This is a genomic window from Paraburkholderia sediminicola (assembly GCF_902859805.1).
In the GTDB taxonomy this organism is placed as follows: Bacteria; Pseudomonadota; Gammaproteobacteria; order Burkholderiales; family Burkholderiaceae; genus Paraburkholderia; species Paraburkholderia sediminicola.
Map to the genome: position 1 here is coordinate 1,635,116 of NZ_CADIKC010000001.1, position 18,579 is coordinate 1,653,694.

General features: G+C 62.6%; 11 protein-coding genes. 7 read left to right on the forward strand and 4 right to left on the reverse strand.

All coding sequences use genetic code 11. The features are described 5' to 3' along the window. Positions 1-269 precede the first annotated feature (269 nt). Together R8871_RS07305 and R8871_RS07310 are read left to right on the forward strand one after the other, a co-directional pair. On the forward strand, positions 270-881 hold the full coding sequence (locus R8871_RS07305) for a flavin reductase family protein (RefSeq protein ID WP_175049703.1): 612 nt from the start codon (positions 270-272) through the stop codon (positions 879-881). A gap of 182 nt (positions 882-1,063) precedes the next feature. Then, a complete protein-coding gene (locus tag R8871_RS07310) occupies positions 1,064-1,498 on the forward strand; it encodes a cupin domain-containing protein (protein WP_175049704.1) in 435 nt (144 codons plus the stop codon). 1 nt (position 1,499) lies between these two features. Here the strand turns inward: R8871_RS07310 and R8871_RS07315 are convergent, their stop codons facing one another. Next, the gene (locus R8871_RS07315) at positions 1,500-2,957 is read right to left on the reverse strand and encodes a polyhydroxyalkanoate depolymerase (protein WP_175049705.1); all 1,458 of its coding nucleotides are present in this window, start codon (positions 2,955-2,957) and stop codon (positions 1,500-1,502) included. 219 nt (positions 2,958-3,176) lie between these two features. Here R8871_RS07315 and R8871_RS07320 point away from each other — a divergent pair, with 219 nt between their 5' ends. Continuing rightward, positions 3,177-3,830: a glutathione S-transferase family protein gene (locus R8871_RS07320; protein ID WP_175049706.1), complete on the forward strand. Its 654-nt coding sequence runs from the start codon at positions 3,177-3,179 to the stop codon at positions 3,828-3,830. A 67-nt stretch (positions 3,831-3,897) separates the two neighbouring features. Here R8871_RS07320 and R8871_RS07325 read toward each other — a convergent pair whose 3' ends face one another. After that, entirely contained in the window at positions 3,898-5,871 is a 1,974-nt protein-coding gene (locus R8871_RS07325) for a methyl-accepting chemotaxis protein (protein ID WP_175049707.1), read from the reverse strand. Between the two features lie 140 nt (positions 5,872-6,011). Next, a complete protein-coding gene (locus R8871_RS07330) occupies positions 6,012-8,588 on the reverse strand; it encodes a heavy metal translocating P-type ATPase (protein WP_175049708.1) in 2,577 nt (858 codons plus the stop codon). Between the two features lie 369 nt (positions 8,589-8,957). Between R8871_RS07330 and R8871_RS07335 the strand changes: the two genes are divergently transcribed. Together R8871_RS07335 and R8871_RS07340 are read left to right on the forward strand one after the other, a co-directional pair. Continuing rightward, positions 8,958-10,379 (forward strand): DUF1254 domain-containing protein, encoded by a 1,422-nt coding sequence (locus tag R8871_RS07335; RefSeq protein ID WP_175049709.1) that lies wholly within the window; start codon positions 8,958-8,960, stop codon positions 10,377-10,379. A gap of 296 nt (positions 10,380-10,675) precedes the next feature. Next, positions 10,676-14,425 (forward strand): DUF748 domain-containing protein, encoded by a 3,750-nt coding sequence (locus R8871_RS07340; RefSeq protein ID WP_175049710.1) that lies wholly within the window; start codon positions 10,676-10,678, stop codon positions 14,423-14,425. A 25-nt stretch (positions 14,426-14,450) separates the two neighbouring features. On the opposite strand, the gene pdxR is transcribed toward R8871_RS07340, so the two are convergent. Then, positions 14,451-16,001 carry a MocR-like pyridoxine biosynthesis transcription factor PdxR gene (gene pdxR, locus R8871_RS07345; RefSeq protein WP_175049711.1) on the reverse strand — a complete coding sequence of 517 codons (1,551 nt, stop codon included), beginning with the start codon at positions 15,999-16,001 and terminating at the stop codon, positions 14,451-14,453. 130 nt (positions 16,002-16,131) lie between these two features. Between pdxR and R8871_RS07350 the strand changes: the two genes are divergently transcribed. Both R8871_RS07350 and R8871_RS07355 read left to right on the forward strand, forming a co-directional pair. After that, on the forward strand, positions 16,132-17,229 hold the full coding sequence (locus R8871_RS07350) for an ABC transporter ATP-binding protein (protein WP_175049712.1): 1,098 nt from the start codon (positions 16,132-16,134) through the stop codon (positions 17,227-17,229). 124 nt (positions 17,230-17,353) lie between these two features. Further along, entirely contained in the window at positions 17,354-18,403 is a 1,050-nt protein-coding gene (locus tag R8871_RS07355) for an ABC transporter substrate-binding protein (protein WP_175049713.1), read from the forward strand. Positions 18,404-18,579 lie beyond the last annotated feature (176 nt).

Consider the following 18,579-nt stretch of genomic DNA (forward strand, 5'->3'; position numbering starts at 1 on the left):
GAGTTCGGTCCGGGCGACGATCGGATGTGCGCGGAGTCGTTGCAAACTGGCGTAGATCGATACAGCCTACAGCCTGTAAATGAAATATACAGGCTTAAGCCTGTAAATCGTATCGACAGGCTCGCCTCTAGTTAGCAGGCTTCCGGAGGCTGAACCTAGGATCCAGAATCAGCACGTGGTGACGCGAGCATCCTGCATCCGCGCCGAGCGGCGTCACGCACCCTGCTGTATAACCACCTGTCTCGACCAAAAAACCCCCAACACAACCCATGCCCCACTACTTCTACAACCCCGCCACCGGTCACGGCCTCCCGCACGACCCGTTCAAAGCCATCGTCGCTCCGCGCCTGATCGGCTGGATTTCTTCACGCGCCACCGATGGCACCCTGAACCTCGCGCCCTACAGTTTCTTCGGCGCGTTCGCGAGCTTCCCGCCGATCATTGGCTTCTGCAGCGAAGGCCGTAAAGACAGCATCGCCAACATCGAGGCCACCGGCGAATTCGTCTGGAATCTGTCCAGCAAGCCGCTCGCCGAGCAGATGAACCGCTCCTCCGCACCCGTCCCGCCCCACGTCGACGAATTCGAACTCGCAGGCCTTACCCCCGCGGCTGGCCGCAACGTAGCCGTACCGCACGTCGCCGAATCGCCGGCCGCGCTCGAATGCAAGTTGCTGCAAGTGGTTCGTCTGCATACCCTCGACGGCAAGCCGATGGACAACTATCTGTCGCTAGGCCAAGTAGTCGGCGTCCACATCAACGAGGCCTATCTGAAAGACGGCCTGTTCGACACCCACGCCGCGCAGCCAATCATGCGAGCAGGCTACCGCGCCGACTACGCGGAAATCGGGGAAATGTTCCAGATGTTCCGCCCAACCGCGTAAGTACCCAAAGCGGCACCCAAAGCGTTTGAAGCACCTCGCGCCGCGCAATGCGGCGCGGCACTCACCCGATCGTCTCCGCAAAACGCAAAGCCAGCGCCCAGCAAACTGGCCCGCTTGATGCTTGCAACCGACGCTCCAACGCGTCGTTTTCAACTGCCGGCTCACTCAAGAGGAGCGCGATCATGTCCACCGAATTCGCTACGCAGTTCAGCCATGTCCGTCCGCAAGACACGTCCTACGTGGATCAGGGCCTACGCGACTTTTTTCTCTACCGCGATTTAGGCATCGCGCAGGCAACCGGCGGCAAGGTGCTCGCGCAACTCGTCAAGGCGAATCACGCACCAGAGCAAGGCACCGGCTGGCACCGTCATGAGGCCGATTTCCACATTGTGATCATGTTGAAGGGCTGGGCGCGCTTCATGTACGGCGACAAGGAGACGCTCGTCGCCGCCGGCGATTGCGTGCATCAGGCGCCGGGCATCGTCCACTATCTGTTCGATTACTCCGAAGATATGGAGTACATCGAGATCGTGTCGCCGGCCGATTTCAAGTCGATTGAAGTCGACGGTCCATGCGAAGTACCGGCGGTGCAGCCATGGAAGAGCGCCGTGGCCTGACTCACGATTGCGTCGCGGGTGGCCGTCGTCGCGGTGCCCGTGACGCCTGCTGAGTCTTGGTGGCAGAGCCGGAACCAACCCCGTTAGGCGAGGCAGTTGCTGCCGCCGCCGAATCGACCTCGACGTCGACCACCGCCGCAGCAGCCGGAGCCGCCGCGATCGCTTCCGAAGCCGCAGCCATCGACACCGGCTGAATCGTCCGCACCCGCGAACTCACCACCACTGCGCGCGGTTCGTTGTCGTAAATCACGGCCCGCACACGCGGATAAATCTGCCGCTCCCACCGATGTCCATTGAACACGCCATAGTGCCCCACACCGGTCTGCACGTGATGCGTCTTCAGATAAGGCCTTAACTTGTCGCACATATCCTGCGCAGCGAGTGTCTGCCCAACCGCGCAGATATCGTCCTTCTCGCCCTCTACGGTCAGCAGCGCAGTACGTCGAATCTTCGAAGGCTCCACAAGCCGTCCTTCCACCTCGAGTTCATGCAACGGCAGCGCGTGCCGCTGAAAAACCGTATCGACGGTCTCCAGATAAAAATCGGCCGTCAGGTCCATCGTCGCGAAGTATTCTTCGTAGAAAGTGCGGATCGTATCGGCCTTCGCCGGATCGCCCTTGGCGCGCTCGTAATGCATGGTCTCGAACGAGTCGAGATGGCGGTTGAGGTTCATCGCCATGAACGCGGTCAACTGCACGAAGCCTGGATACACGCGACGGTGCGCGCCCGCAAAACCGAACGGCACCGCGCTGATCAGGTTCTGCTCGAACCACTCGATCGGCTTGCTTTTAGCCAGTTCGTTGACGCGCGTCGGATTGATGCGCGTGTCGAGCGGGCCAGCCATCAGCGTCATGCTGGCGGGTTGCGCGGGGTTGTCGTCGGCGGCCATTAGCGCGACCGCGGCCAAAGCGGCGACCGTCGGCTGACACACCGCCAGCAGATGCGTGCCCGGCCCGATCGTTTCGATGAAATCGATCACGTGGCGTACGTATTCGTCGAAGCCGAAACGGCCCTGGCTCAGCGGCACGTCACGCGGATTGTGCCAATCGGTGATGTAAACGTCGTGCTCGGCCAGCATCGTGCGCACCGTGCCACGCAGCAGCGTCGCGAAGTGGCCGGACATGGGCGCTATCACCAGCACGCGCGGTTGCGGATGAGAAGGCGCGGTGTCTTTACGGAAATGCAACAGCGAACAGAACGGCGTGTGCGCCGCGACTTCCTCGACGATCTGTACGGGGTTGCCTTCCGTCACCACGCTGTCGATGCCGAACGGCGGCCTGACAGGCGTGAGTCCGGCGAGCGTCAACAACTCGCACGCCGCGCGTATCGAGCGACCATGCGAGGTATCGCCAAACGCGGGCCACGCGTCGAGCGAGTGATTCACCAGCGCTGCGCCGTGCCGCATCGGCAGCATCATGTCGGCGAAAGCCTGGTATGTGGGATATGCGAACGGGTTCATAACCTTCGCACGAGTGCAGGAAAGGAAGGAACCCGAATAGAGGCAAGTCATGTGCCAATCGTGCAGTCGCACTGGCACGACCGTCACTGCACGTTGGCATAGCATTTGCGCCGGTCATGGGAACGGGCCGAATTTGCCGCGCTTTGGTGCGCCCGCGCACGACAACGTGCATGCGCATCGTCAGGCGTCGGACGAACGCCTCATCTGGAGGAGAATCGTATGGCGAATACCACGCTCACCATCAGCAGCAAGAACTATTCGTCGTGGTCGCTGCGCGGTTGGCTGCTGACCAAATTTAGCGGTCTGCCGTTTGAAGAGATCGTGATGCCTATCGACGATCCCGCCGCGCGCGCCGAATTGTTGCTGCTGTCGCCGTCGATTCTGGTGCCATGTCTCTTTCATGACGGCATCAAGGTCTGGGACACTCTCGCGATTGCCGAATATCTGAACGAACTCAAGCCGGAAGCGGCGCTATTGCCCCAAGACATCCGTGCGCGCGCGCATTGCCGCTCGATCTGCGGCGAGATGCATTCGGGTTTTGGCTCGCTGCGCTCGGCGCTGCCGATGAATCTGAAAGCGCATTTCCCAGGCTTCAAGGTGTGGGCGCGGGCGCAATCGGATATTGACCGCATCGTGACGATCTGGAGCGAGTGCCTGAAGCAGTATGGCGGGCCGTTTCTGTTCGGCGAGCGCAGTGCGGCGGATGCGATGTACGCGCCCGTCGTGACGCGTTTCGTGACTTACGACGTCAAGCTGGATCCGGAGATTGTCGACTATGGGCAGCGCATCATGGCGCTGCCTGAAATGCAGCAATGGATCGCGGACGCGCAGCAGGAAGTGGAGGAGATCGACGAACTGGACGTCGAGTTTTGATTACGGCGCATGTGGCGCACGGCGGCGCCGCAAAGCGCCGCGCCGTTACATGGACATAGGCAACGCTTTAATCCCGCCCAGCCCCCAGCTTGAACACACTCACCACCTGTGCAAGCCGCGCAGCCTGATCGCGCAACTCAGCCGCCGCGTGTTCGGCCTCGCCGACGATCGTCGCATTCTGCTGGGTTGCCTCGCCGATCTGCGTGACAGCGAGATTGACCTGCTCGATGCCGCCGGATTGCTCGCGTGACGCAACGCTGATCTCCGCCATGATCGCGCGCACCTGGCCGACCTGTTGAACGATGCCCTGCATCGTCGAGCTCGCTTCCTCCGCGATCCGAAAACCGCTTTGAACGGTCGCCGTGGAGGCGGCGATCAGCCCGTCGATCTCTTTCACCGAAGCCGCGCTGCGCTGCGCCAGCGCGCGCACTTCCGACGCCACCACCGCAAAGCCCCGGCCGTGTTCGCCGGCGCGCGCCGCTTCCACGGCCGCGTTCAGTGCAAGGATATTGGTCTGGAACGCGATGCCTTCGATCACGCTGGTGATCTCGGCGATCTTCTGCGACGAGCGGCTGATTTCGCCCATCGTCGAGACCACGCGTTCGACGGCGCGGCCGCCTTCGACGGCGGCATCGGCGGCATTCGTGACGAGCGTGTTGGCCTGCGCGGCATGGTCGGCGTTCTGCTGCACGGTCGATGTGATCTGTTCCATACTGGCCGCCGTTTCTTCAAGGCTGCTGGCCTGCGTGGCAATACGCGCGGCGATGTTGCCGCTGCCGGTAGCGATCTTTTCAGTCCCTCCCGATATATCCGTCGACGCATTGCGTACTTGCGAAACGATGCGCGCAAGGCCTTCGCCGATGCCGTCGATCGACTGCATGAGGCGGCCGATTTCGTCGGCGCGCGCGTTCGCACCGTTGCCCACGCGCACGCTCAGATCGCCCGACGCGAAGCGCTCGGACGCTTTCGCGGCTTCATCGAGCGGACGGCTCACGAGGCGGCGCACGGCGATCAGGAACACGATCGCGAACACGCCGACCAGCGCGAAGCCGATCAGCAGGAATTTATCGCGTGTCGCGACGACGTCCGCCATTACTTCGTCGCGCGGTGCTACACCGCCCACCAGCCATTGCCATTCCGGCACGGTGACGAACGACACGAATTTGTCGCGCACGTTGCGCTCACCGAGCGTCGCGTCGGCGGAACTGAATTCGAGTTGACCTTCTTTCAGGTCGAGCATCTGCTGATACGGCGCGTTCGCGTTGTCCGCGTTCTGGCCGACGGCGGCCGGGTGCACGATCAGCTTGCCGCGATCCGCGCCCTTCGAGGCATTGACCACGAAGTAGTAGCCGCTGTCGCCGATTTTCAGTTTGCTGATGCCGTCCTGGACCGACTGGATTTCCTTGTCCACGTTCACGCCGACAAACAGCGCGCCGATCACGCGACCGCTCGCATCGGTAATCGGGCGATATTGCGTGATCAACCGTTTGCCGAACAGCGCGGCAAGTCCCGTATAGGACTTGTTCGCCATGATCAGCGCGTACGCCGGTGCCTTGCGGTCGAGCAACGTGCCGATCGCGCGCGAGCCGTCCTGTTTCTTCAGCGAAGTCGTCACGCGGACGAAATCATCGCCGCTGCGGGCGAATACGGTGGCCACCGCGCCGCTGCGTTCGAGAAACTGGTCGGGAATCGAGAAGTCCATGTTCAGGACTTTGTCGCCGGCCTTGATGGTCGGGGTGGCGACGCCGTTGATGTCGACTTTCTGGGTGTCGTCGAGCGTGTAGGCGGTGGGCAGGAAGCTCGCGAATAGCGACATCGAGCGATCGACTTCGGCGGACAGCGCCTTGTCGAACAGCGTGATCATTGCGGCGATCGAGCGATCTTTATCGGCAATGCGTTCGAGCACCTGATCGCTGACCTGCTTGCCGGCGCTACGCGTGAGCGCCCATGTAAAGGCGGCAAAAATCAATGCCACCAGCGCGCACGACAGCACGGCAAGCCGGGCGCCGACGCTGGCGCGGCGCAAAGAGAAAAATTCCATGGGCGTTCGGAGTAAGGAGTGACATGAGGTGCGCAAACCATGCGAACGCATGGTTTACACCTATGTCAGGATTACGGCCGATTTGCCCGTATCTTTAGTGATTTCGAAAGCTTTGCGTAATGTTTTGCTTGCGTTGCCTTTCAACGCGCCGACGCGCCGCGCCAGGTGCGCAGCAGCAGCGCGTTGGTCACAACGCTCACGCTCGAAAATGCCATCGCCGCGCCGGCCAGCATCGGATTCAACAAGCCGAAGGCGGCAAGCGGAATGCCGATCAGGTTGTAGACGAATGCCCAGAACAGGTTCTGCTGGATCTTGCGCCAGGTCCTGCGCGAAATGTCGAAGGCGTCGGCCACCAGCGCCGGATCGCCGCGCATCAGCGTGATGCCGGCCGCCTGCATGGCGACGTCGGTGCCGGTTGCCATTGCGATGCCGATGTCGGCGGCAGCGAGTGCGGGGGCGTCGTTGATGCCGTCACCCACCATCGCGACGATGCCTGCGCTGCGGATCTTCAGGTCGCGGATCACACGGGCTTTGTCGTCGGGCAGGACTTCGGCGTGGAATTCGTCGATACCGAGTGCCTGGGCAACGCTCGCCGCGCTGCCGTGGTTGTCGCCGGTCACGAGCACGCTTTTGATGCCCATCTGGGCAAGCCGTTCGACGGCCGCGCGGGCGGTCGGCTTGACGGTGTCGCCGAAGGCGATCAGGGCGAGCGCGGCGGGCGCAAGCGGCGCGCGCACCATCAGCCAGGAGACCGTGTTGCCGGCGGCTTCGAGCTGTTTTGCGCGCTCGGCGAGTTGCGGCGGCAACTGGATGCCGAGTTCGTTGAGCCAGCGCGTGCTGCCGAGCGCGAGGGTGCGGCCTTCGACGTCCGCTTCCACGCCGCGTCCGGGCACCGCGCGTGCCGCGCTGGCCGTGAGTGCCGGAACTTGCAACGCCGCCGTAATCGGTGCTGCGGTGTCGTCGCGCAGACTGCCCGCCTGAGCCGCTTCATACGCCTTCACCACCGCTCGCGCCAACGGATGATCGCTATGCCGCTGCACAGCCGCGGCGAGCGCCAGCGCCTCGTCGCGGCCAATGCCGCCGATCTCCTCGAACGCCGTCACCGACGGTTGCCCGAGCGTCAGCGTGCCGGTTTTATCGAACGCGACGATATTCACCCGATGCGCGGTCTCCAGCGCCTCGGCGTCCTTGATCAGCACGCCGCGCCGCGCAGCGACGCCGGTGCCGGCCATGATGGCCGCGGGCGTCGCCAGTCCGAGCGCGCACGGGCAGGCGATCACCAGCACGGCGACGGCATTCAGAATCGCGGTTTCGCCACCCGCGCCGGCGATCAGCCAACCCACCAGTGTGAGCGCCGCAATCGCCAGAATCGCCGGCACGAAAACCTCGCTGACGCGGTCGACCAGCCTTTGGATCGGCGCCTTTTCAGCTTGTGCGCTTTCCACGAGGCGGATGATTCGCGCGAGCGTCGTTTCCGCGCCGATCGCGGTGGTCGTCACAGCAATCGCGCCTTCGCCGTTGATCGATCCGGCGGTCACCGGATCGGCTGCCTGCTTCGGCACCGGCAGGCTTTCGCCGGTAATCAGCGATTCATCGATATGAGTGCGGCCTTCGAGCACCGCGCCGTCGACCGGCACGCGTTCGCCCGGGCGCACGATCACCACCGTGCCTACCCGGACTTGCGTGAGCGGTACTTCGCGTTCGTCCGTACCGACGCGGATCCGCGCGCGGTCGGGGCGCAGTGCGTTGAGCGCGCGGATCGCATCCGTCGTCTGGCGCTTGGCGCGCGCTTCGAGCCATTTGCCGAAACGCACCAGCGTAATCACGACCGCCGACGCTTCGAAATACAGATGCGTCATGTCGCCCGGATGGGTCGCCAGTTCGTAGACGCTGATCCCGTAGGCCGCCGATGTGCCGAGCGCCACCAGCAAGTCCATGTTCCCGGCGCCGGCCCGCACCGCACGGTAGGCCGCGCGATAGAAGCGCGCGCCGAACACGAACTGCACAATCGAGGCGAGGGCGAACTGCAGCCACGGGGAAAGCATTGCGTGCAAACCGAACCATTCGCCGACCATCGGCAGGACGAGTGGGAGCGTCAGCACGGCGGAGGCGAGCACGGCGGCCAGTTCGCGGCGCGTCTGGCTGCGTTTGCTGTCGGCTGATGAGGCAAGCGCGGCATTCCCGGCAGCCGACGCCGGTGCGTCCGGCGGCGCGACCAACGTTGCCTCGTAGCCGGCTTTCTTGACCGCTGCAATTAATGCGTCGGAGGCAGCATTGGCATCCAACGCCACGTCGCTGAGATTGACGGTTGCCGTTTCGGTCGCCAGATTCACTGACACGCCCGCGACGCCCGGCACTTTGGCCAGCGCCTTTTCAACGCGCATCGCGCATGAGGCGCAGGTCATCCCGCCGATCGCCAGTTCCGTCGCGTGCGCGGTTTGAGTCGGCGCAACGTCGGGAGGCGTCGACGGCGTCGCCTCGTAGCCCGCTTTACGCACGGCGCCGGCGAGCGTTTCGGGATCGACTGCAGCGTCGCTGTCGATGCTGGCTTTTTCTGTGGCGAGATTCACCGACGCGCGCGTGACCCCCGGCACCTTGGCGAGCGCCTTTTCCACGCGCATCGCGCACGAAGCGCAGGTCATCCCGCCGATGTCGAGTTCGGTGGTTCTGGAAGGTGTAGCGTCCGCGGGACGCAGCGGCGTGGCAAGTTCGGTCATGGCAGGCAAGGCTCGTCGCGGCATTGGGCCGCATCATGAACCCAGTATTGACCTTCCCATGATGGGAAGGTCAAGGATGTTTTTGCGGCGCGCCTTGCCAACCCAGCGCGTGTGAGGTGATCAGCAGGGCAATAACCAGCGAGGGAGTGACAAAAATCGTCAACCGTATGCTAAACGGTGCCCACGCGTCCATTTCCAGGCGCTATTCCTGCCTTTGCGCTTGCCTGGTGAGCAAGGATACGATACAACCCGATGTTGTCGGAATCGCGAGCCGTGGCCCGGCTGCGCTGGGCTTGGGGAGGCCACGCAAACTGGTTTCGCTGCGCCCCGACGTCTCCCTTAGGACCGCACGTTCTGCCACCTGAACGAATGATAAAAAATCGCCGAGCACTGTTTTCGCTTCACTGGACCTGCGCATCGCTCGCAGGCCTCGCATTTCTGGCTGGTTGTGCGTCGACTCCGTCTACAACGCAAAAAGCCAACAGCTGGATCAAGGACGAAGTCGCCGATTCGTATGTATTCGGCTATCCGCTGGTGCTGATGGGCGTCGCGCGCGATGCGGCGGTCGGCACCGATCCGGGCCAGGCGCCGATCAATACGCTGCGTCACGCGCAGGCGTTGCCGCCGATAGGCGCCTCCAATCCGCTGCAGCCGAGTCTCGACACGCTCGACTCGACCGGTTGGCTGGACGTCGGCACCGAGCCGGTAATCGTGTCGCTGCCCGACTCGCGCGGCCGCTACGTGGACGCCCGCGTGCTCGACATGTGGACCAACGTGGTGTGGTCGACCAGCTCACAGTTTGCTACCCGCGCCGCAGGCATCAAGGCGCAAACGATTGCCTTCGTCGGCCCGGGCTGGCAGGGCGATCTGCCCAAGGGCGTGACGCGCGTCGACGTGCCGACCCGCAACGCCTGGGTGAGCGTGCGCATCCAGTCGAACGGCACCCGCGACCTGACGGCGGTGCGCAAGCTACAGCGCGCCATCCGCGTCGCGCCGCTGAGCGTCTACGCGGGCGACACGCGCTCGGCATCGATTACGCCGTCCAGTAGCAATGCCGCCGATGCCGCAGCCGCAGCCGCTTCCGGCACGCCGGCCGCGCAAGTTGCCGCGCTCGACGCGAACGGCTTCTTCAGCCGGCTCGCGCAGGCGTTGCCGGACAACCCACCGGCGCCGGCCGATCCGCACGCGCTGAAAATCCTTTCGGATCTCGGTGTGACGCCTGGCGATCCGGTGAAGCTGCCGAGTCCGCCTGAGGCGATTGCCGCGGGCTTGGCCGACGGTCACCTGCGTGTCGTCACGCCGCCCTCCAATCTGCTGATCGCCAACGGCTGGAACTGGTTCGGCGACGGCGTGGGCAATTACGGCCCCGACTATGCAATGCGTGCTTACGCTGCGGCGATCCAGCCGGGCATCGGCACAAAGGACGATGAAGTGCGCGCGGTCGTCACCCAGGACAGCGACGGCCATGCCCTCAACGGCGCAAATCGGTACGTGATCCACTTCGCGCCCAACCAGTTGCCGCCGGTGCGCGGCTTCTGGTCGATCACCGCCTATACGAAGGACGGCGCGTTAGGGGAAAGCGCGCCGGCGCGTCTCGCAGTCGGCGATCGCAACGGCGCACGCCGTAATCGCGACGGCTCGCTCGACGTGACGGTGTCGTCCACGCGCGGCAAGAGCGGCAACTGGTTGCCGGCGCCGCGCGCCGATCTGCAATTGATGCTGCGTTTGTACGCACCGAAGCCGCAGGCGACCGATGGCAGCTGGCAACCGCCGGCCGTCGTGCGTCAGTGAAATGCGCGGACGTCGATGAAGTTCGCCCGTGCCATGTCTCGGCGAAGCGGGGCGGCGAAGTGTGGGTGCGAAGTCCATGAATGTTATGCGTCACTGCCGTGACAGTCAGGCATGAGTGACGCATAAACCAGCGCATGTCCGCCGCTTCGTGCCGGCGGACATGCGCTGCTGTAGCGTGCAACAATGTGTAAGCCACGGCTTACATTTCTATGCCGCGTAAGATTCACCACTTATACTGCCGCTTGCGGGATTTTCGTTTCGCGGCGGGCTTGCCGCCGCATTACCCAAGACCGAGCATGGCAAGCCTCAATAAAGCATCACTCGCCTCTTCCATGCAGACCGTGCGCGATGTCGCGCAGTCACGCCGCACCCGGCGTGTCATCACGGGTTTGCTGATCTTCCTCGTATTGTTCGGTCTGCTGGGCTTTTTCGCGGCGCCGCCGTTGATTCGCCACATTGCCGAGCAGCAACTCAGCAAGCAACTCGACAGGCCGGCTACGATTGGCCGCATCGCACTCAATCCGTACACGCTCAAGCTCGAAGCCGATAGCGTGCATATCGGCGAGCGCGGCGGCGCGGGCGATTTTGTCGATATTGCGCGGCTTATCGTGAAACCGTCATGGAGCTCGCTGTTTCGTGGCGCGCCGATCGTCGATGAAGTGCAACTCGATTCACCACGCTTTCATATCGTTCGCTACGATGCGCAACGCTTCAATTTCACCGACCTGATCGAGAAATTCTCGAAGCAGCCGGCCAAGCCCGATAGCAAGCCGACGCTGTTCTCGGTGTCGAACATTCGCCTCGAAAACGGCCAGATTACGTTCGACGACAAATTGCTCGGCGCAACCCACGTAATCGATCAATGGAAGCTTGGCATTCCCTTCATCGCTACGCTGCCTTCGAAAACCGACATCTTTGTGGAGCCGTTGCTGCGTGCGCGTATCGACGGCAGTCCGCTTGCGATCGACGGCAAGACCAAACCGTTTGCGGCGTCGCGCGAATCGGAAGTGTCGCTGCGCTTCGACGGGCTCGACGTGCCGCAGCTCATTTCCTACGCACCGACCAAGCTGCCGGTGGTTGTGCAGAGCGGCAAGCTGTCCACCGATCTCAAGCTCAACTTCGTCGTCTCGAACGACGCACCCTCGTTACGCGTGGCAGGCACCGTCGACCTGAACGATGTGGACGTGCGCGATCAGAGTAAGGCGCCGTTCTTCGCGGCGCGCGCGGTGCATGTGGCTGCCGGGATGCTGGAGCCGTTGAAGAGCCTGTATCACATCGACGAGATCCGCATCGACGCGCCGAGCGCCAATCTTGCGCGTGATAAAGACGGCGTGTTGAGTGCCGAGCGGATGTTCGCGCCTGCGCCTGCGGGAGCTTCCGCATCGGCGGCAGCGTCTGCGCCTGTTGCGGCATCGGGTGCCGGCGCCGCGGAAAAGCCTGCACAGCCACTGGACTTGTCGATCAAGCGTTTCGTGCTCAACGACGGCACCGTGAACGTTCACGATGAAGCCGCCTCGCGTCCGGTCGACGTTGGCCTGCAGAAACTGGCTGTGACGCTGACCGATTTCTCGACGCTCGCCACCGCGCCCGCGCATTACACGCTCAATACCGACTTCAAAGATGGCGGTGGCTCGCTCGGCGTGGCCGGCGCGTTTGGACTTGTTGCGAAGACCGCCAGCGCGAAGCTCGATCTGAAGTCGTTGAAGCTGCCGTTGCTGCAACCGTATCTCGACACCGCGACCGCGGCGCAAGTGGTGGACGGCGCGCTGTCCGCCAACGCGAACGTCGGCGCGAACTGGTCGAAGTCGCCGGTCGCAGTCATGGTCACGGATACGCAACTCGATCTGCAGTCGCTCAAACTCGCGGCGCGTGGCAGCAAGGATCCGGTCGTCTCGCTCGCGCAAGGCCAGGTGACGGTCAAACAGGTGGACGTCGCAGGGCGTACCGCCGATATCACCGGCGTTGATACGACCGGCCTGGTGGTCAATGCCCAGCGCCTGAAGGACGGCAGCATCGACCTCGCCGCGCTCGCGGGTCCGCATCAGGTCGAGCAGAAGCGCACGGCGATCCACGCGGTGAAGAAGGCGGAGGCAGAAGGGCCCGCGTGGCACTACAAGATCGGCGAACTCAGCCTGAAAGACGCAACCGCCAATTTCACCGACAACACCACGCCGAATCCAGTAAAGCTGAGTGTGACGCCGCTGCAATTGAAGGTGCAGCAGATCAGCGACGATCTGAGTAAGCCGCTGCCGGTCGATCTGCAAGCCACGCTCAACAAGAAAGGCACGCTTGGCGTAAAGGGCGATGTCACGGCGACGCCGCTCAAGGTGGCCGTCAAGGTGAACGCGAATCGCCTGGATGCGGCGGCCTTCGAACCGTACTTCGGCGGCAAGCTGAATGCGCTGATCGCGAGCGCGTTGCTCAATGCAAACGGCGATCTCGCGCTGAGTCAGGCGAAAGCGCTCAAAGCGACGTACCGCGGCGACGTCGCGCTCGTCGACGTGCGGATGATCGACAAGGCGACTTCGGACCCATTCGCAGGATGGAGTTCACTCGCGCTGACAAACCTCAAGGCCGACTACGACGAACACGGCACCGTGGTCGACGCGGGCCGGGTCACGTTCACGAAGTTCTACGGGCGCGTGCTGCTCGACGCGCAAGGCAAGCTGAATCTCAAGGACGTGGTTGCGCACGAAAGCGGCGCCGCGCAATCGCTGACACGCGACAAGAACGGCGGCCACGAGCCGGTTCCGTTGACGCCGCAGGCTGCATCGGCGCCTGAGGTGGCTTCCGCGCCGGTACCGGCGTCGTCGGCAACGCCGGCCACAGTGACGGCCGCCACGCCGCCGCAGAGCCCCGTCAAACTTCACTTCGGCCAACTGGTGCTGCAACAGGGCCGCGTGACGTACACCGACAACTTCATCAAGCCGAACTTCACGGCAAACCTGGTCGGCATTCAAGGCACAGTCGGCGCGTTCGGCACGCAGTCGACTACGCCTGCGCCCGTGGACATCGCAGCGAAGCTAGCTGCCAATGGTCCGCTGTCGATTCGCGGCACGGTCAATCCGCTGATTGCGAAGCCGGCGCTCGATCTGACTGCGAGCGCGCACGATATCGAGCTCACCAATCTCACGCCGTATTCGGCGAAATACGCCGGCTATCCAATCACTAAAGGCAAGCTGAACGTCGATCTGCACTACAAGCTCGATAACGACCAGTTGAACGCGAACAATCACATTTTTATCGATCAACTCACGTTCGGCGATCACGTCGAGAACGATACGGCGACCAAGCTGCCGGTGCGTCTCGCGATTTCGCTGCTGAAAAATTCGCGCGGTGAAATCGATGTGAATCTGCCGGTGTCAGGTTCGTTGTCGAATCCGGAGTTCAGCATTGGCGGGCTCATCTGGCATGCGGTGCTCAATCTCCTGCAGAAGGCGGTGACCGCGCCGTTCTCGCTGATCGCCAATGCCTTCGGCGGCGGCGGTGAGGAGTTGGGCTATGTCGAGTTCGAGCCGGGTTCGGCGAAACTGTCCGACGCTGCGGACAAGAAACTCGACACTATCGTGAAGGCGCTGGCCGACAAGAGTTCGATCCGTATCGATCTGATTGGCCGTGTCGATCCGGCCGTTGACGGGCCGGGACTGCGCGCGCAATACGTCGAGCGCCAGGTCAAGCAGCAGAAGATCAAGGACGTGGTGGGCAATGGCGAAAGCGTCGATCTGTCGACCGTTACCGTGGATCCGAAGGAATACGACAAGTACTTGAGCAAGGCCTACAAGGCGGCCGACTTCAAGAAGCCGCGCAATTTTGTCGGCTTGACCAAGAGCTTGCCGGACGACGAGATGAAGGCGGCGATGGCCGCTAATGCGCCGATCGACGACGCCAGCTTGCGTCAGCTCGCCCAGCAGCGGGCGCAAGCTGTGCAGCAGTATTTCGAAGGCAAGATCGACAGCAGCCGCGTGTTTATCGTCGCGCCGAAACTGGACGCTGATGGCATCAAGGACAAGGGCGCCACGACGCGGGTGGACTTCGGGTTGAAGTGATACGTTGTGTTGCGACGCGAGCCGGTTAAGCGGCTCGTGTCGGCACTTTCTTCAACGCCGTCTGCTCGATCACGCGCGCGAGCGTGTCGAAAGCCGGACCGATCTTTTCGTTCGGCACGCAGGCGTAGCCCAGCAACAGTCCGCGTCGCGCGGGCGTCTCGCTGCTGTAGTAAGCGGCGAGGGGGCGCACGATCACGCCGGCATCGTAAGCCGCCGCTGTCACTGCGCGATCGTTCGCGTGATCGGGTAGCCCAAGCACCAGATGCAGGCCGGCCTCGTCGCCCATCACGGGTAGCTCGTTGCCGAAACGCGCGGTGATCGCATCGATCAGAATCTGCCGGCGTTCACCGTAGAGCGCACGCATACGGCGAACATGCGATGTGAGATGGCCGTCCATGATGAAGTCGGTCATCACGGCCTGCTGCATCAACTGTCCCTCGCGATACAGCTCTGCCACGCCCGTGCGGAATGTATCTACCAGATGTTCCGGTGCGATCATGTAGCCGATCCGCAAACCCGGAAACAGCATCTTTCCCAGGCTGCCCACGTAGATCACCTGACCTGCGTCGTCTAGCCCTTGCAACGACGCGAGTGGTCGGCTGCCGTAGCGGAACTCGCTGTCGTAGTCGTCCTCGATGATCCAGACGTTGTGCTGGCGCGCGTATTCGAGCAACGTGCGGCGGCGCGCGAGACTCATCACCATGCCGAGCGGATATTGATGCGATGGCGTGACGAGCGCCAACCGCGGTGGCTGTTGCAGATCCTGCTCGCGCGGGTTGAGACCCTCGTCATCCACCGGCACCGGCACTAGCGTAATCCCTGACGATTGCAGCACGCTGCGTGCACCCCAATAGCATGGCTCCTCTACCCACGCGCGATCGCCGACGTCGGTCAACAAGCGCACGGCCAGATCGATCGATTGATGAATACCCGTCGTGATGATGATCTGGTCCGGCGTGCAATTCACCGAACGCGCGACGCGCAGGTAATCGGACAACGCGCGCCTTAACGGCCGATAGCCGCCGCCTGGCGCATAGGTCAGCAGATCGGGATTGGCCTCCTTCCACAACCTTGCTTGCAAGCGGCTCCACGTGCGCGCCGGAAACTCAGCGACGTCGGGTACGCCCGGCATGAACGCGCCCCATTGTTTGGCGGACACGCCTGCCTGATCGATGAGCCTGCGCCCGCGCGTGGAGAGGTCGCCCAGATCGCGTTTGGGTGGTTTTATAGCCTCGGCTGTCGGAGTGCCTTGCGCGTCGACACTGGCCACCACCGGCTTCTTGCGCGCATTCACTGCCGCAGTATCCGGCCGCGTGTCGGCGACATAGGTGCCGCTGCCGGTGGTCGAGATCACATAGCCTTCGGCGGTCAACTGATCGTAGACGTGCAGCACCGTATTGCGCGCGATGCCGAGGTCCTCGGCGAGCACGCGCGAACTGGGCAGCTTGGTGCCAGGCGGCAGCTGGCCGGTCAGGATGGCCTGCTGCATCAGCCGCAACGTCTGTCTGTAGACCGGTTCGGCGGCGGCGCGGTCGAGCCGCGCGGCGAGCCAATCCGACAAGATCACGGTGTCCAAGTGGTTCTATCCGGAATAATGAAATGGTTCCATATTGTAGAACCGTAAGGGACTATAGTGAGCCACGCAATTAATGCAATCCCGCTGTTTTGCAGGGGGAGCCAGCCGGAGCGCAGAGGAGACTAGTGCGATGAAAACCGATGACGTGATCGTCAGCTTTCGAGGTGTGCGCAAGACATACGACGGCGAAACGCTGGTCGTCAAACAACTCGATCTGGATATCTATCAGGGCGAATTCCTGACGCTGCTTGGGCCGTCCGGATCAGGGAAAACCACATGTCTGATGATGCTGGCGGGCTTCGAATTCCCCACTGGCGGCGAGATCTGGCTCGACGGCACGCTGCTCAATACCGTGCCGCCGCACAAGCGCAACATCGGCATGGTGTTTCAGAACTACGCGCTGTTTCCGCATCTGACGGTCGAGCAGAACGTCGCGTATCCGCTCACTGTGCGCAAACTGTCGGCGGAAGAGCGTGCACATCGCACGAATAACGCGCTGAAGATGGTGCGCATGGAAAGCTTCGCAAAGCGTTATCCCGCGCAGCTTTCCGGTGGCCAGCAGCAACGTATCGCATTGGCGCGGGCGCTCGTGTTCGAGCCGAAGCTCGTGCTGATGGATGAACCGCTCGGCGCACTCGACAAGCAGTTGCGCGAACACATGCAGTACGAACTTAAATCATTGCACGAGAAGCTTGGCGTGACGTTCGTGTATGTCACGCACGATCAGGGCGAAGCGCTGACCATGTCCGATCGCGTTGCAGTGTTCGATAAAGGCATCGTGCAGCAACTCGATACCGTGGATCGTCTTTACGAATCGCCGTGCAACGAGTTCGTTGCGAACTTCATCGGCGACAGCAACAAGCTGCGCGGCACGATTGCGAACGTCGATGGCGAGTACTGCGAGTTCCATCTGATTGACGGCACGCGCCTCACCGGACGCAATATTGGCGGTGCGCGGGCGGGCACGCCGGCGGTTGCGTGTATCCGGCCTGAACGCATGAAACTCGCCAACGGCGTGTCACGGCCTGGCGCCAATGCACTAAGCGGCGAAGCGCGCGGCCTGATCTATTTCGGCGACCACGTGCGGATGCGCTGTGGTCTGCCGGAGCAGGACGAGTGCTTCGTTAAGGTGCCGCTCGGCACCGATGCACTCGAAACCTTCGCACCTGGCGCGCCCGTCGCGCTCGAGTTTGCGCCGGAGCATCTGCGAGTGTTTGCAGGCGCGTGAGCGTAGGCAATGCATGGTTCGCAGGTCGTTCGACGCAGATAAAAGAAGCAGTTCACCTAAGCAGCACATAACAAGTCGCACTGTACGTAGCTTGAAGCACACCACCAAAGGAGAGCAACACACCATGAGCAAGATCGGGAAATCGCGCTGCGCCATCGCTGTCGGTGCTGTGGCGCTCGCGCTGGGCGCCGCGCAAGTCAATGCAGCTGAACTGACGGTCGTCAATTTCGGCGGCGCGAATGGCGACGCGCAAAAGGTCGCATTTAACCAGCCGTTCGAAACGCAAACCAGCAATAAAGTGACCGCTGTTGAATACAACGGTGAGCAGGCCAAAGTGAAGGCGATGGTCGAAGCCAAGCACGTGAATTGGGACGTGGTGGAAGTTGAGTCGGGCGACATCGGCCGTGGTTGCGATGAAGGCCTGTACGAGAAGCTCGACTGGTCGAAGATCGGCAAGAAGTCGGATCTGATTCCGGAAGCGCCGCAAACCTGCGGCGTGGGCTTCTTCGTGTGGTCGACGGCACTCGCGTACAACGCCGACAAGCTGAAAACCGCGCCGGCCGGCTGGGCCGACTTCTGGGACGTGAAGAAATTCCCTGGCAAGCGCGCGATGCGCAAGGGCGCGCGTTACAACCTCGAATTCGCGCTGATGGCCGACGGCGTGCCGCCGAAGGACGTCTACAAGGTGCTCGCCACCAAGGAAGGCCAGGATCGCGCGTTCAAGAAGCTCGACGAACTGAAGCCGAATATCCAGTGGTGGGAAGCGGGCGCGCAGCCGCCGCAATTCCTGGTCGCGGGTGACGTGGTGATGTCCACTGCGTACAACGGCCGTATCGACGCCGCGCAGAAGGAAGGCAAGAACCTCAAGGTCGTGTGGAACGGCAGCATTTACGACCTCGACTACTGGGCGATTCCGAAGGGCACGCCGAACAAGGCGCTGGCTGAGAAATACATCGCCTATTCGCTTTCGTCGAAGCCGCAACAGGACTACGCGCACAACATCGCGTACGGTCCGGTGAACGTGGCGGCCATCAAGGCGCTCGATCCGAAGACGCTCGCGAATCTGCCGAACTCGCCGGCGAATGGCAAGAACGCAGTGCTGCAGAATCTCTCGTTCTGGACCGATCATGGCGATGAACTGGAGCAACGTTTTTCTTCGTGGGCTTCGAAGTAATTAGTTAAGCGTGAGAAGGCGCGGCCTTCTCGTTACCGAAGCCGCGCTGTATCGACGCGATGAAACGCAAACGCATGTCTTCGCGATGTGTGTGAATGGCCGGATGCATGGGTTCGGAGCAAGGGTTTTGCATGAGACCAGAGGAACGCGCCATGGCGCTGGAGTAAGCGCCATGG